We start from the raw sequence: 15,660 nt of genomic DNA on the forward strand, positions 1-15,660 counted from the left end.
CTGGCGCCGGTTGCTAATTCCCCTAAAGAACCTGCACTGTTCGCAATACGGATTTCCGGAGCGTTCAACGTTCCGTTATCGGAAGCAACCGCGGTTCCTCTTCCAGCAAGTCCAACGGTTAATATGCCCCCCGCAGAGACTATTGAATCCGTTCCATCAACTTTAAGCAGGTTATCGTAGACCTTCGTTTCCGCCTGGTTTCCTACCTGAATATTAGCTTCGGCGCGAGTAACCCCGCCATTCGATGTGATGAGGCTTCCAGAGCCATATGTTCCAACAATAATTCGACTGGCAGTCCTGAGCTCACTTCCTTTACCGTCAACATTAACGATGCCAAAAGTCTCCGCAGATGTTGCTCTTCGTCCACCAATCCATATTCCACCGAATGATATGCTCGGATCTTCATGATAAAATTTACCGCCATCAGTGATATTCAGTACACCACTTCCGGCGCCAGCGCCAACCTGCATGGCACTGGTTCCCACAGATACAGTAACGATACTCCCCTCACCAGAAACATTGAGCGTACCAGTCCCCCCCTTGCTTTGAGTACTGGAAACATCTGTTGTACCGCCAATATCCAAAGGATAAGAATAACTGGAAGCCCTGATTGTCAATTTTCCACCATCGACAACATTTACGATTCCGTTGGAACCGGCTCTGCCAATCTTTAATAAATCAGTTTGTACTTCACCACCACGAATAATATTCAGGATACCGTTAGTTTCATATCCTACATTCGTGGGAGAGGTATCACTCCATAAATAATCAATTGTGCTTTCCTGATTATTGTTGATATTTGTCGCCACCGCGTTTGTTGCGCATAACGCAGAAACAACAGCAAGAAACACTTTACTCAGTTGCATAAGAGACCAACTTTAAGCTCACGGTTAATCATGAATACTTAAACTCTGCTATAGCAGGATACGAGCTACGCTGACGGGAGCTCATCCACCCCAGGTAATACCTGGGCTATGACGCAGATGTAAAAGCCGTAACCAGAATAAAAGTCAGTTAAGCTGCGAAGCAGAAACAAACCCCTACTCAGAGGAGTACTATTATTATACAAAATATCAATTAGATCGACAAAAACGATCAATATCATAATTTCAATAGGAAATAACAATCAAAAATACATAGATCGATCGTCACCGGCGATCGGAAATTTAAAAAATATCAATAAAAAAACCTTATATTTCAGCATGAAAAACAGAAAAATGAATAAAATAAGAGGAAGAGTAGAAATGCAGTGTCAGTACCTGATATTTCAGACTGTGTGATGTGGGTAATGCCATGACAAGCAGCACATTCGCGTCATCCTTCACCCCCATCAAAAAATATTTACGCATCTTAATTAATAATTTCTGGCTGATATTAATCCCCCGGTGGTACATTAGTTGTCCAAGCATTCATGCCCCTCGTGGTTTTGTCCTGACTAAGCTTTACACTCTTTACAGGAACCATTGTCGTACATGATGGCCTAACTATCGTGAGTGTACCGCTGCGGACAATGAATCTTCTGCGATACATATTGTTCGTATCAACAGAGGGTATTTATGTTCCCACAATGCAAATTTTCTCGTGCGTTACTGCACCCGCGCTACTGGCTTACCTGGTTTGGTCTTACTGTACTCTGGTTACTGGTGCTGCTTCCCTACCCCGTTTTACGCTTCCTGGGTACGCGAACCGGCAGACTTGCCCGTCCCTTTCTGAAACGTCGCGAATCCATCGCCCGTAAGAATCTTGAGCTTTGCTTCCCCAATCTGATGCCGGAAGAAAGGGAAAAGATGATAGTGGAGAACTTCCACTCCCTCGGTATGGCACTTATTGAAACGGGTATGGCGTGGTTCTGGCCTGATAAGCGGGTACGTAAATGGTTTGATGTGGACGGTCTGGATAACCTCATGCAGGCGCAAGCGCAAAAACGCGGTGTGATGGTCGTTGGCGTCCACTTTATGTCGCTGGAATTAGGCGGTCGGGTCATGGGGCTGTGCCAGCCGATGATGGCGACATACCGCCCGCACAATAACTCGCTGATGGAGTGGGTTCAGACGCGGGGTCGCATGCGTTCAAATAAAGCGATGATTGGGCGCAACAATCTGCGCGGCATCGTCGGCGCGCTGAAAAAAGGTGAAGCCGTATGGTTCGCCCCGGATCAGGATTACGGCCGTAAAGGCAGTTCATTTGCCCCCTTCTTCGCGGTCAAAGACGTCGCAACGACTAACGGCACCTATGTGTTATCCCGCCTTTCCGGCGCAGCGATGCTGACCGTCACCATGATCAGAAAAGGTGATAACTCAGGTTATCGTCTGTACATCACGCCAGAAATGGAAGGCTACCCGGAAGAAGAGAACCAGGCGGCAGCCTATATGAACAAGATTATTGAGAAAGAGATTATGCGCGCACCTGAGCAATATCTCTGGATTCATCGTCGTTTCAAAACGCGCCCTTTAGGGGAAGCATCGTTGTATGTTTAAAAAAGGCCGCAAGGCCTTTTTTATTGCCCGGCGCTATCTTTCCTTCCAATATCCCTGTTAACCATCTGGTTTTTATGTGACTTTTTCTGAACAGCAATAGCGTCGCTGAATAGCAATTTATTACCGTCAGAAATTAAACTGTCGCCGAATCACGACAGTTGTAAGTTACTAAAAGTAAATAAAAAAATGCCTCTTGTCTCGCCTCATTTTTAGGCGTACATTAGCGCCGTCTGGAGCAATAACGCACAGAATTCTGAGGTGATGCCACAAGAAAGACGGAGAACATTCTCAATCTCATTCTGGCGGGCACCAGCTCTCTATACACAGGTAAATTTAAGTTCATTTAGGCGTGCTTAAAGCGACGCGGAGAGATGAAACGTGAAATATTTCTTTATGGGCATTTCATTTATGGTCATCGTTTGGGCCGGTACTTTTGCCCTGATGATCTAAATTGAGAAGATGCAGCAAAAAACAGGAGCCAGATGGCTCCTGTTTGCTTTTCTACTCGGTACCTTCTGTTACCGATTTCGCCCCCACAGGCAGCAGACCGTCTGCGCGGAACATGGTCTTAATGCCTCTGATCGCCTGACGTATACGATCCCGGTTTTCTATCAGCGCGAAACGCACATGGGTGTCGCCGTAGTCGCCGAAACCGATCCCCGGCGACACGCACACTTTGGCGTCGTTGAGCAGCTTTTTCGCAAATTCCAGCGACCCCATTGCCGCGTACTGCTCCGGTATTTTTGCCCAGACATACATCGAGGCTTTTGGCATTTCGACCATCCATCCGGCTTCATGCAAGCCTTTCACCAGTACGTCACGGCGACGTTTATACTGCTCAGCGATATCACGCACGCACTGTTGATCGCCTTCCAGCGCGGCAATCGCCGCCACCTGTAACGGCGTGAAGGTTCCGTAATCGTGGTAGCTCTTAATCCGCGACAGCGCACTGACTAACGTCTGGTTGCCCACCATAAAGCCAATGCGCCAGCCCGCCATGTTGTAACTTTTTGACAGGGTGAAAAACTCCACCGCCACGTCGCGCGCGCCCGGCACCTGCATAATTGACGGCGCTTTCCAGCCGTCATATACGATATCGGCATAGGCCAGATCGTGAACCACCAGCACGTCGTAGCGTTTGGCCAGCGCAACCACTTTTTCGAAGAATTCTAACTCAACGCACTGTGCCGTCGGGTTGGAGGGGAAACCAAGAATCATCATCTTCGGTTTCGGGTAGCTTTCACGGATCGCGCGTTCCAGCTCGTTGAAGAAATCCACGCCTTCCACCAGCGGAACCGAACGCACCTGCGCGCCGGCGATGACGGCGCCATAAATATGGATGGGATAACTGGGGTTCGGCACCAGCACGGTATCGCCATGATCGAGGGTTGCCAGCATCAGGTGCGCTAACCCTTCTTTCGAACCAATAGTGACGATCGCTTCCGTTTCTGGATCGATATCCACGTCGTAACGTTCCTGATACCAGCGGGAGATCGCCCGGCGTAAACGCGGGATACCGCGTGAGGTCGAGTAACCATGCGTATCCGGGCGTTGAGCCACCGTACAGAGTTTCTCGACGATATGAGGAGGCGTTGCCCCATCCGGGTTCCCCATGCTGAAGTCGATAATATCTTCGCCGCGCCGACGCGCAGCCATCTTCAGCTCAGCGGTAATGTTAAAAACGTAGGGAGGGAGACGATCAATACGCGTAAAGCGACGTTCAGGGCGGGTATCAGCCATAGTATCCTCAGATTCACGTTAGCGCCCGGACCGTCCGAGCGACGCTGCCACGACCGTGGCATGCTTAGAAAATAGCCTGAAAAAAATCCTCCTGTCGAGAGGCAAACGAAAATATTTTTCATCGGCTTAAAAGGGGAATACTAAAAAGAAAACGGGAATATTCAGCAAAATACCGCCCATAACAACCATCAATTAATTAACATTTTGATATCAATAAAATTACCTTAAGGCGTTCCTCATCCTGGTGAGGTCTTGTCATTTCTCTAACAAAAGATCAATCCCCTTTTAATATTATGGTTTTTCCTCATTAACAGCGCCGCATCAGCGGGCTGGTCATATGGGTGCGGGTTACCTATCATAGTGGTTTAACCCAGTCACAAGAGTCACCCGTGCACGAAATATTCAACATGCTGCTGGCGGTATTTGACCGGGCAGCGCTAATGCTGTTCTGTCTGTTTTTCCTCATCCGTATCCGCCTGTTTCGCGAACTGTTGCATAAGTCAGCGCACTCCCCAAAAGAGCTGCTCGCCGTTACCGCAATTTTCTCGATGTTCGCCCTGTTCAGCACCTGGTCCGGCGTGCCGGTCGAAGGCTCGCTGGTGAATGTTCGCATCATCGCCGTGATGTCCGGGGGCATTTTGTTTGGCCCGTGGGTCGGGATCATTACGGGTGTGATCGCCGGTATTCACCGCTACCTTATTGATATTGGCGGGGTCACTGCCGTACCGTGTTTTATCACCAGTATTCTGGCGGGATGTATCGCGGGCTGGATAAACCGGAAAATCCCAAAAGCACAGCACTGGCGCGTGGGTATTTTGGGCGGGATGCTTTGTGAAACCTTGACCATGATTCTGGTCATTGTCTGGGCGCCGACCATCGCGCTGGGCGTAGATATCGTGTCCAAAATCGGTATCCCGATGATCCTCGGCAGCGTATGTATCGGTTTTATCGTGCTGCTGGTTCAAAGCGTGGAGGGCGAGAAAGAGGCCAGCGCCGCGCGGCAGGCCAAGCTGGCGCTGGATATCGCCAACAAAACGTTGCCGCTCTTTCGCCAGGTCAACAGCGAATCACTCCGCCAGGTGTGCGAAATCATCCGTCATGATATCCATGCCGACGCGGTAGCAATCACCAATACCGAACACGTTCTGGCCTATGTCGGCGTGGGGGAAACCAACTACCGCAATAACGATGATTTTGTCAGCCCGACCACGCAACAGGCCATCAATTACGGGAAAATCATCATTAAAAACAATGATGAAGCGCACCGCACGCCGGAAATACACTCAATGCTGGTCATCCCATTATGGGAAAAAGGCGTAGTGACCGGGACGCTAAAAATCTACTACTGCCACGCGCATCAGATCACCTCTTCCCTGCAAGAGATGGCGATCGGCCTGTCGCAGATTATCTCCACCCAACTGGAAGTGTCCCGCGCGGAGCAACTGCGGGAAATGGCAAATAAGGCAGAACTGCGAGCGCTGCAAAGTAAAATTAATCCCCATTTCCTGTTTAATGCGCTGAACGCCATTTCATCATCCATTCGACTCAACCCGGACACCGCACGCCAGCTCATTTTTAATCTGTCACGCTATCTTCGCTATAACATTGAATTAAAAGATGATGAGCAAATTGATATCAAAAAGGAGCTGTATCAAATCAAGGACTACATCGCCATTGAGCAGGCTCGTTTTGGCGACAAGCTGACCGTCATTTATGATATTGATGAAGAGGTGAACTGCTACATTCCCAGCCTGCTTATTCAGCCGCTGGTAGAGAATGCAATCGTCCACGGCATTCAGCCCTGTAAAGGAAAAGGCGTAGTGACCATCAGCGTCGCCGAATGCGGCAATCGTGTGCGAATCACCGTCAGGGATACCGGCCACGGTATTGATCCTAAAGTAATTGAGCGGGTGGAGGCGAATGAAATGCCGGGAAATAAAATCGGCCTGCTGAATGTCCATCATCGCGTTAAGCTGTTATACGGTGAAGGGCTGCACATCCGCCGTCTGGAACCGGGCACCGAAATCGCCTTTTATGTACCCAATCAGCGCTCCCCTGCCGCCGCACCGGCAACGTTATTGCTTTAACCCGGAGATGAGTAGTGAAAGTCATCATCGTTGAAGATGAATTCCTGGCCCAGCAAGAATTAAGCTGGCTGATAAAAGAGCATAGCCAGATGGAGATTGTCGGTACGTTTGACGACGGTCTGGACGTGCTCAAATTTCTACAGCATAACCGCGTTGACGCCATTTTTCTGGACATCAATATTCCCTCGCTGGATGGCGTACTGCTGGCGCAAAACATCAGCCAGTTTGCCCATAAGCCGTTTATTGTGTTTATTACCGCATGGAAAGAGCACGCGGTAGAGGCGTTTGAACTGGAAGCATTTGACTACATACTGAAGCCGTACCAGGAATCACGCATCGTGGGGATGCTGCAAAAACTGGAGGCCGCCTGGCAACAGCAGCAGGTCGTCGCCGTTCCCGGCAGCCCTGTCGCCCGTGAAAACGACACCATCAATCTGATCAAAGACGAACGCATTATCGTCACGCCGATCAACGATATCTATTACGCCGAAGCGCATGAAAAGATGACGTTTGTCTACACGCGGCGGGAATCGTATGTTATGCCGATGAATATCACCGAGTTTTGCAGCAAACTGCCAGCGTCGCATTTCTTTCGCTGCCACCGCTCGTTTTGTGTGAATTTGAACAAGATCCGCGAAATCGAACCCTGGTTTAACAACACGTACATCCTGCGGCTCAAAGATCTGGAATTTGAAATCCCGGTCAGTCGGAGTAAAGTGAAAGAGTTCAGGCAGTTAATGCATTTATGACGCAGGATTAGGTGATGAAAGAACCAGGCTTGCCCGCAGACCAACAGTTTTTTGCCGATCTGTTCAGCGGCCTGGTGTTAAACCCGCAGCGACTGGGACGCGTCTGGTTTGCCACGCAACATACCGCTCTCCCCACAGGCAGCCTGTGTATTGATTTACCGCGTCTCGACATCGTATTGCGCGGAGAATACGGTAACCTGCTCGAAAAAAAACAGCACGCCCTGACGGAGGGGGAGATGCTGTTTATCCCCGCCAGGGCGGCAAACCTGCCCGGTAGCGATAAACCGGTGATGCTGTTAAGTCTGGTGTTTGCCCCGGCCTGGTTAGGATTATCGTTTTACGATAACCGTACCGCTTCTCTGTTACGCCCGGTGCGACGCATTGAGTTAGCGCACCAGCAGCGCGGCGAAGGGGAAGCCATGCTCACGGCTCTGACCCACCTGAGCCGCTCGCCTCAGGCGCAGGATATTATTCAGCCTCTGGTTCTCAGCCTGCTGCATCTGTGCCGTAGCGTGGTCAATACTCGCCCGGACTCACGCCGCCCGCGCTCGGAATTTCTCTATCACAGTATGTGCAACTGGGTGCAGGACAACTACGCCCGGCCGCTGACGCGGGAAAGCGTGGCGCAGTTTTTCAATATCACGCCGAATCACTTATCAAAACTGTTCACCCAGCACGGCACCATGAGTTTTGTCGAGTATGTTCGCTGGGTGCGAATGGCGAAGGCGCGCATCATTTTGCAGAAGTACCATCTGTCGATTAGCGAGGTGGCGGAACGTTGCGGATATCACGACAGCGACTATTTTTGCCGCCTGTTTCGTCGGCAGTTTGGCCTGACGCCGGGAGAGTACAGCGCGCGTTTTCAGGGTTAACCGCCGGATGCGGCGTACACGTAAAACGAATAATTGGGCGTACACGTAGGCCCGGTAAGCGAAGCGCCACCGGGCATTCACTCAGACACGCAGATTCAAAACGTCAGTTCCGCCTCCAGCAGCGCCAGAAGACTTTCGGCATCCTGAGCGGCGAACAGCGACTGACGGAAGTTTTTATTCACCAGCTTACGCGCCAGCTGCGAAAAGACTTTCACATGGTTAATCCCTTCATCAGCGCCCAGCGTCAACATAATCACCAGCTCAACCTCGCCCATCTCCGACTGCCAGTCAACAGGGCGCGCCAGCCGCGCAATGCTGATGCTGGAATGGCGTATCCACTGTGATTTGGTATGCGGGATCGCCACGCCAAAACCAACGGCAGTCGTGACAATCTCCTCGCGTTGCCAGACATCCTCTTCCAGCTCAAACGGATGCTCAGTACGCCCGTTTACGCCGAGATTGCCGCAAAGAAACTGGATCACCTGCTCTTTGTTGCTCAATGATTCGCCCACAAAGATATTTTCCAGCGCCAGCAGCGGACGCACGTCTTTTTGCGGCGCAAACTGATTCAACAGCGTTTCAATCTCCTCTGCGCTACGACACTCACAGGCCTGCGCCGCAAGCGCCCGGCACGCCTGGCTGTCCATCTGCCGCAACTGGCTTTTCACGCCAGGGATTCGCGGGCTGCTCATGCTTAATTCATCCAGTTCCAACCCCAGCAGCAGCGGTAAATACCGGCTTTCACCGCCCAGCTCGCCGCAAATCCCCACCCATTTCCCGTGCTGATGCGCCGCGTGGACGATCTGCTGCAACATGCGCAGGAATGACGGCGTAATCGGGTTATACAGCGGCGAGACGCGCGGATTATTACGATCGACGGCATACAGATACTGGGTCATATCGTTCGAGCCGATGCTAAAGAAATCCACCTCATCGCAGAAGTGATCGATGATGTAACAGACCGACGGAACTTCCACCATAATCCCCAGCGGGATCGTTGCAGCATGGCGCAGCCCGTCTCTTTTGAGTTCCACGATCGCTTTTTGCAGCTCGCTTTTAACCCACAGGATCTGATCAAGACTGTGCACCATCGGGATCATCAGTTGCGCATGACCAAAGGTTGCCGCACGCAAAATAGCGCGAAGCTGCGTGCGAAACAGCCCGGCAAACTCAGGATAAATACGCACGGCGCGATAGCCGAGGAAAGGGTTCTCTTCCTGCGGGATATTGAGATAGCGAATATTTTTATCGCCGCCAATGTCCATCGTGCGAAAAATAACCGGCTTCTCTCCCGCTGCCAGCAATACCTGCTGGTAGGCCTCAAACTGTTCCTGTTCGTCAGGGGCGCTGTCGCGATCCATAAACAACATTTCGGTGCGAAACAGACCGATGCCTTCCGCGCCATTGGCAAACGCGCCCGGCGCTTCCAGCGCCGTACCAATATTGGCGGCGATATCAAGACGCTGATTATCCCGGGAGAAAGCAGGCAAAGACGCTTCTCTCGCCTGTTGCTGTTGACGCTTATCCGCCAGTTGCTGCGCAATGGCGTAATAGCCGCAGACGGCGACGTTCGGGTTAATCGCCAGCACGCCGCACTGGGCATCCAGCACCGCAGGTTGCCCGGCGTAGCGACCGAGCGCGTCCAGGGGCAGCCCGCTGAGCACCGGAATCGCGGATGCGCGCGCCAGAATCAGCGTGTGCGACGTTCTGCCGGTTTTCTCCAGAATCATGCCGGACAGGTGCTGCAAATCGAGGCTCAGGAACTGGCTTGGCGTCAGATCTTCCGCCACCAGAATGGTCGGCTGTTCAAGAATCAACGTATTACGCGGGCATCGTTCCGGCCAGGTGATATGCAGCAACTGTTCGCTAATATCACGAATATCGCTTACCCGCTCGCGTAAGTAGTCGCTTGCGGAGGACGACAGCTTGTCGCACACCTGCTCCATATTGGCGATAATCGCCGCGCCCAGCCCCTTGTGCTGCTCGTCCATCAGGCGACGAATGTTTCCTGCAAACTCGTCATCCTGGATCAGCGACAGATGGGCGCTAAGGATCGTTTTACTTTCACCGTCACGTTCGCGAAGCTGTTGATTAAGCTGCTCCGCCAGCGTCGCCAGGCTATGTTCGAGCCGGGTGCTGTCTTCCGCGCTGGCCGGAATTGCGCGATACGCCTCCAGATTGTCGTTTTGCCACAACGTGAGCGCGCCAGCGCCGACGCCGTTAGCCAATACCGCGCCATACAGTAAATCGGGATTCAGTCGAACCAGCGAGCGCGGCAACGGATGCGCCGCCAGTTCCGCAGAGGTCGGCTGAACGCTGTCACTGTCGATAAACCGGTGCTGGAGATAGGTCTCCAGAGAACGCCTGGCCTGCTCTTCATCACTGCCGCTAATGTTCAGACTGCAACTGTCGTTAAACAGCGTTCCGGTGCCGATCAGCGCCAGCGAGCTTTTCGCATCCGCGCGCGCATTCTGGCGATGGTTAATAAACGTCACCTCGCTTTGCCACTGGCTGCACTGCTCTTTCAGTTCCCACGCCGGACGCGCATGCAGGCCATTTGGCAACGGGCAAAGAAATTGAATCGTTAACATAACAACTCCTGATTAACGCAAGACGCTCATCTGAAATCCGTAAGATGAACGACGGTCTCACGCGTAAGACGGGTAATAAGTGCCGATAAAAGTTGCTGCGTGTGGATAATGTCGCGGCAATCCGCAATGGACGCGGCGCAATGCCCGTGACGCGTGGCGGGCCCAATAACCACCGTCGGGGTTCCCGTCCCGGTCAAATGCACCGCTCCGCCATCCGTCCCTCCATTACTGAACATATCCAGTTGCAGCGGCAGACCGGAGTCACTGGCGACGCTTTCAACCCAGGCGGTCAGTTTGGGCGACGCGATAAGCGACTTATCGGCAAGCACCAGCATCGGCCCTTTACCGATCTGCCGATGATTCGCCGCGCCATAATCAAAGTTTTTCGCCCAGCAGGCGGTGTCCAGCACGATAGCGATATCGGGAGCAACCGCGCGAGCGGCCGTTTGCCCGCCGCGTAATCCGACCTCTTCGCTGGAGCTGGCTACCAGCCAGACCTCGGCGGGCAGCGCTGCGTCATGCCATTCACGCAGCAGCATGATCAACAAGTAGCACCCCAGTCGGTCATCAAACGCTTTCCCCATTACCCGCTGGTGTGGCAGCACCTGAAACGCAGAGTCAAAAGTGACGCGATCGCCAGGTCGAACGCCCGCCTGGATCACCTCATCATATGAGCGTGCGCCAATATCGACCCGCAAGGCGCCAACCTCATTTCCATTACGCTCGCCATCCAGCAAACCGGGAATTTTACTGTCTTCCCGCGTGGTAATACGCACGGGCTGGAGCTGGCGGGCCGCCATACGCACGTTGCCGACCGGCAACACATCGATCGCCCCTTCCGACGAGATACTGCGCACAATAAACCCCACCTCATCCATGTGCGCGCAGATCATCACTTTCGGCCCATCGGACTCATTAAGACGGATCAGCACCGATCCCAGCCCGTCAAAGCGCACCTCTTTGTGCAGACGATCCGCTTCCTCCAGTAAGATCTGGCGCACTTCCTGCTCTGAGGAGGCAATGGCATCCGCCTCGCTCAGGGCTTTTAACAGCGATAAATCCATTATGCTTCTCCCGTGAGCAATACTGTTTTCGGCATCGTGTAGAGCACTTCCACGCCGTCTTCCGTGACCAGTACGACATCTTCAATACGCACGCCGCCCTGCCCCGGCAGGTAAATGCCCGGCTCTACGGTCAGCAACATACCTGCGGCAAGTCGGGTGGTATCCGTTGGTGAAAAGCGCGGCGCTTCATGCACCTCAATGCCGATAGCGTGCCCGGTGTTGTGGCCAAAATAATCGCCATAGCCCGCCGCCTCAATCACCCGACGAGCCGCAGCATCCACCGCCTGGCAGCACACGCCCGGACGAATGGCGGCAATCGCCGCCTGCTGCGCCTCAAGAACCGTCTGGTAAACGGCGAACAGCGGATGAGATGCGACGGGCGCATCCTGCCCGTTCACGAGGAATGTTCGCGTCATATCCGAACAATACCCCTGATATTGCGCCCCAAAATCCAGGGTAATAAATTCACCCGCCGCGACGATTTTTTCGCTGGCTTTACCGTGGGGTAACGCCCCACGCCAGCCGCTGGCGACGATGGTGTCAAAAGAGGCTTTTTCCGCCCCCTGCTGGCGCATAAACCACTCCAGCTCCGCGGCAATTTCTCGTTCGCGAAGGCCGGGGCGAATAAAACGGCGGATATGCTCCGCGCTGCAATCGGCAATCCGGCAGGCCTCACGTATCAACGCTATTTCCTGTGCCGTTTTGATCTGTCGCAGCGCGTCCGGCGACGCGCTCACCAGCTTCGCCCGCAGCCTTTCCTGCCAGCGTTGCGCGCAATCCCAACTCACCTGCGCGCCTTCAAAACCAATGACCTGCAATTGCTCGTCGTCGATTATCTGGTTCACAATGGAAGTCAGCGTCTGCGACCCGGCCAACAGATGCAGTTGATCGCCATGCGCACGCGCTTCAACGTCAGCGTAATAGCGGCCATCCACCAGCAGATGCGCGCTTTTATGCGTGATAAAAACAAACCCGGCGCTGCTGGAAATCCCCAAATGCGGTTGCTTGTTCTGCCGGGATGAAATCAATACCGCATCCAGGCGTTGTTCCACCAGCCACTGGCGAAGCGATGCACGTAACGTCATGATGTCAGTCCTTTTTTCAGAGGCTTTCAATCAGCAGTTTGCCTCTGCGATACATCATGTGACGCAGGAAAACGACCATCAGCGCCGTGATCACCGCCCCTAACACGATCCCCGCCATATAGACGCCAAGATTGCTCACCAGCGGCCATGCCCAAATCGCAGACTCAGGGAACCACTGCACGGCGCCCAGCCAGACGGCGGTTGTCGAGCCGACAATCGCGCCCACCATATACGAAGGGATTGCCGTGATCGGGCTTTCCAGCGCGAAAGGAATCGCCCCCTCGCTGATCCCCATAAACGCCAGGAACATCGCGGTTTTGCCTTGCGGATACAGTTGCGCGTTAAACAGGCGTTTACCGGTTAAGCGACGATCGAGAATCGTTGCCAGCCCCAGACCAATCGGCGGGATCACAATCGCGATAGAACGCGCGGTGACGGGTAAAACGTGATCGGTAGTGAAACTAAAAGCGACAAATCCTGCGGCCTTGTTAATCGGGCCGCCGAGGTCAATTGCCGTTGCCGCTGAGATCCCCATTGCATACATCAGCGTTCCTTTTTCACCCGCCGCCGTCAGTAGCGTGCGGATACCGCCGTTGATCCATCCGCCAAACGGCGTGATCACGTAGTACATCGCTAGCATCACAAAAATGGCGGACAAAATGGGCAGCAAAAAGGTGGTTTTGAAGGCCAGTAAGAAATCAGGCAACTGGATTTTTTGATTCATCCACTTCACCAGATAGCCCGCGACAATCGAGATAATCAGCGCCCCGATGAACGTTGACGGTACGGGCGCGGTCGTTACCCATTGCAGGCTGGCCGGGTCAAAATTCAGTATCTGGGTTGGCTGGGTGGACATTAAGCCGCCGATGAATCCTGCGGGAAAGGCCAGCTTACCGCCGATAGAGTTAGCGACAAACGCCGCGAACATTGGAATCGCAAAGCCAAACAACACGCCGCCAAAGGATTGCGATAGCCAGGCGAATTTCAGTAATGAGAGGTTAAAACCGTCGAATTTTCCGCTATTCAGCGCATCCATAATGCCGGTATCTGCGGGAATTTTCAGCCAGCTATAGGCAATCAGCTGGCTGAAAGCGAGAATCACCCCACCCATGATTAACGTGGGCACCATGCGCGAAATACCCGACATGACGTGCTGCGGAAGTTCGCCCCAGAAGCTGTTACGGGAGGCCGGAGGGGTTTTTATTGCCGCTGCCGCACCGGATGCGCCAGGCACAACGGTTGCACTGCGTTTTTTAATGGCCATATGTGTATCCCTGTCGAAAATTATTGTTGCTCTGCCGCAATCATCTCTTCGATTTCTTTAATGATACCGGCGGCGTTTTTTATCGCGTCCTGGAGCGTAATTTCATACACATCGCGCGACTCAAACCGTTCATTGTCTTCGGGGGTCACGGCAACGGAATGGATGATTAGCGTCGCCTCAGCGATATCCTGCGCCGTCAGGCGATTCTGGATGCCGTCCGCCCCCTGGGTTTCAATTTTCACCTCGTATCCCGCTTCAACCGCCGCCTCTTCCAGCGCCTGAGCCGCCATAAATGTGTGGGCCAGCCCCATCGGGCATGCGCAAACAGCAATGAGTTTTTTCGCCATAACAGACTCCTCCAGATAGTTAACGAGAGAAATTATGGCGGTGAGAGCCTGCGCATTGTTATCAGACAAATAATGCTTTTACTGGACAAATAATCCCGTTAAACAGAAATGTGACGGGCGTCGGAAAGGTCGGTGACAGGCACAAAAAAACCGCGTCAGTGACGCGGTTTAAGGCCGGATAATGCAGGCAACGACTGTCATGCCCTGCCTGATGGCGCTAACGCGTATCAGGCCTGCCGATCTTCAATTACAGAATTTGCCCTAACGTCTGGCGCAGATGCGCGCCGGAGCCGAGCAGACCGGGATTATCATGCACAATCAGGTAAACCGGAATATCCTGAACGTAGGCTTTGAAACGGCCTTTGTCTTCAAACCCACCACGAAAGCCAGAGGCTTTAAAGAACTCCAGGAAGCGCGGCACGATGCCGCCCGCAATGTAGACGCCGCCAAACGTGCCCAGCGTCAACGCCAGATTACCGCCAAAACGGCCCATAATGACGCAAAACAGCGACAGCGCACGACGAGAGTCAATGCAGGTATCCGCCAGCGCGCGTTCGGTAATATCTTTCGGTTGCAGATTTTCCGGCAGACGGCCATCAGATTTGACGATAGCGCGATACAGATTCACCAGCCCAGGCCCCGACAACACGCGCTCGGCGGAGACGTGACCAATTTCCGCACGCAGTTCTTCGAGAATAATGCCTTCCTCTTCGCTGTTCGGCGCGAAGTCAACGTGACCGCCCTCGCCCGGCAGGCTGATCCAGCGTTTATCGACATGAACCAGGTGCGCCACCCCTAATCCGGTTCCGGCGCCGTAAACGGCAATCGGTTTGCCGGCAACCGGTTCCGCGCCGCCGAACTGGATCAGATGCTCTTTGCGCAGCATCGGGATCGCCATCGACACGGCGGTAAAATCGTTGATGATTTCCAGATGGCTAAAGCCAAGATTCTTTTTCATCTCCGCAATAGAAAATGCCCAGGTGTGGTTGGTCATCGCCACCCAGTCACCGGTGATCGGGCAGGCGATAGCGATACAGCCGTCTTCCACCCTGGCGCTATGCTCGTCCAGATACACGCGCACCACGGCTTCGAGGCTCGGATAGTCCAGCCCGGAATAGGTTTTCGCCTGCGAAATCTCCCCGCTGGTCATATCGCACAGAGCAAGACGCGCGTTGGTGCCGCCTACATCACCTACTAAAGCATATTTTGTCATTCTTCTACTGCTCCGCTAAAGTCAGAATAAATCTTTGCCACACTGTAAATTCATGGGGGCATAACAACAACGGTCGAGAGGCGAGCTCCCCAAAAATATCGATCTGCATCACATAATTACTTTATCGTTTCAGCACCATTTGCAGCGATGCCGTCGGGCAGGCTGTGCAAA

13 protein-coding genes and 1 pseudogene are annotated in these 15,660 nt (G+C 53.2%); 5 read left to right on the top strand and 9 right to left on the bottom strand.

What is annotated here, in order from left to right; all coding sequences use genetic code 11:
- Positions 1–242 precede the first annotated feature (242 nt).
- Positions 243–866 (bottom strand): annotated as a pseudogene (locus tag OGV79_RS21650) (hypothetical protein); the annotation flags it as partial.
- A 324-nt stretch (positions 867–1,190) separates the two neighbouring features.
- A complete protein-coding gene (locus OGV79_RS19475) occupies positions 1,191–1,409 on the bottom strand; it encodes a hypothetical protein (protein ID WP_147293097.1) in 219 nt (72 codons plus the stop codon).
- 147 nt (positions 1,410–1,556) lie between these two features.
- Here OGV79_RS19475 and lpxP point away from each other — a divergent pair, with 147 nt between their 5' ends.
- Together lpxP and ypdK are read left to right on the top strand one after the other, a co-directional pair.
- Positions 1,557–2,477 (top strand): kdo(2)-lipid IV(A) palmitoleoyltransferase, encoded by a 921-nt coding sequence (gene lpxP, locus OGV79_RS19480; RefSeq protein WP_101744049.1) that lies wholly within the window; start codon positions 1,557–1,559, stop codon positions 2,475–2,477.
- 378 nt (positions 2,478–2,855) lie between these two features.
- The gene (gene ypdK, locus OGV79_RS19485; protein WP_010723117.1) at positions 2,856–2,927 is read left to right on the top strand and encodes a membrane protein YpdK; all 72 of its coding nucleotides are present in this window, start codon (positions 2,856–2,858) and stop codon (positions 2,925–2,927) included.
- Positions 2,928–2,978: 51 nt separating this feature from the next.
- Here the strand turns inward: ypdK and alaC are convergent, their stop codons facing one another.
- On the bottom strand, positions 2,979–4,217 hold the full coding sequence (gene alaC / locus OGV79_RS19490; RefSeq protein ID WP_114848267.1) for an alanine transaminase: 1,239 nt from the start codon (positions 4,215–4,217) through the stop codon (positions 2,979–2,981).
- Positions 4,218–4,606: 389 nt separating this feature from the next.
- Here alaC and ypdA point away from each other — a divergent pair, with 389 nt between their 5' ends.
- Genes ypdA through OGV79_RS19505 form a run of 3 tightly spaced genes read left to right on the top strand, consistent with a single transcriptional unit; the run spans position 4,607 to position 7,925 of the window.
- Positions 4,607–6,304 (top strand): two-component system sensor histidine kinase YpdA, encoded by a 1,698-nt coding sequence (gene ypdA / locus OGV79_RS19495; protein ID WP_096753865.1) that lies wholly within the window; start codon positions 4,607–4,609, stop codon positions 6,302–6,304.
- Positions 6,305–6,318: 14 nt separating this feature from the next.
- Positions 6,319–7,053: a two-component system response regulator YpdB gene (ypdB, locus tag OGV79_RS19500; RefSeq protein ID WP_012131403.1), complete on the top strand. Its 735-nt coding sequence runs from the start codon at positions 6,319–6,321 to the stop codon at positions 7,051–7,053.
- Between the two features lie 14 nt (positions 7,054–7,067).
- Entirely contained in the window at positions 7,068–7,925 is an 858-nt protein-coding gene (locus OGV79_RS19505; protein WP_012131402.1) for an AraC family transcriptional regulator, read from the top strand.
- A gap of 95 nt (positions 7,926–8,020) precedes the next feature.
- Here the strand turns inward: OGV79_RS19505 and ptsP are convergent, their stop codons facing one another.
- The 6 genes from ptsP to glk all read right to left on the bottom strand — a co-directional run bounded on the left by ptsP (position 8,021) and on the right by glk (position 15,489).
- Positions 8,021–10,516, bottom strand: a complete 2,496-nt coding sequence (gene ptsP, locus OGV79_RS19510; protein ID WP_230010361.1) for a phosphoenolpyruvate--protein phosphotransferase — start codon at positions 10,514–10,516, stop codon at positions 8,021–8,023.
- Between the two features lie 26 nt (positions 10,517–10,542).
- Complete coding sequence (gene ypdE, locus OGV79_RS19515; protein ID WP_230010358.1) at positions 10,543–11,580, bottom strand: aminopeptidase; 1,038 nt, start codon at positions 11,578–11,580, stop codon at positions 10,543–10,545.
- A complete protein-coding gene (gene ypdF, locus OGV79_RS19520) occupies positions 11,580–12,665 on the bottom strand; it encodes an aminopeptidase (RefSeq protein WP_230010355.1) in 1,086 nt (361 codons plus the stop codon). The genes ypdE and ypdF overlap by 1 nt, the downstream gene beginning before the upstream one ends.
- Positions 12,666–12,681: 16 nt before the next feature.
- The gene (locus OGV79_RS19525) at positions 12,682–13,929 is read right to left on the bottom strand and encodes a PTS fructose transporter subunit IIC (protein WP_047462213.1); all 1,248 of its coding nucleotides are present in this window, start codon (positions 13,927–13,929) and stop codon (positions 12,682–12,684) included.
- A 20-nt stretch (positions 13,930–13,949) separates the two neighbouring features.
- Entirely contained in the window at positions 13,950–14,276 is a 327-nt protein-coding gene (locus OGV79_RS19530; RefSeq protein ID WP_047462211.1) for a PTS fructose transporter subunit IIB, read from the bottom strand.
- Positions 14,277–14,523: 247 nt separating this feature from the next.
- Positions 14,524–15,489 carry a glucokinase gene (gene glk / locus OGV79_RS19535; protein ID WP_049011635.1) on the bottom strand — a complete coding sequence of 322 codons (966 nt, stop codon included), beginning with the start codon at positions 15,487–15,489 and terminating at the stop codon, positions 14,524–14,526.
- Positions 15,490–15,660: the final 171 nt, after the last annotated feature.

The sequence above is a fragment of the Citrobacter sp. CK185 genome, assembly GCF_030333565.1.
GTDB classification, from domain to species: Bacteria; Pseudomonadota; Gammaproteobacteria; order Enterobacterales; family Enterobacteriaceae; genus Citrobacter_B; species Citrobacter_B koseri.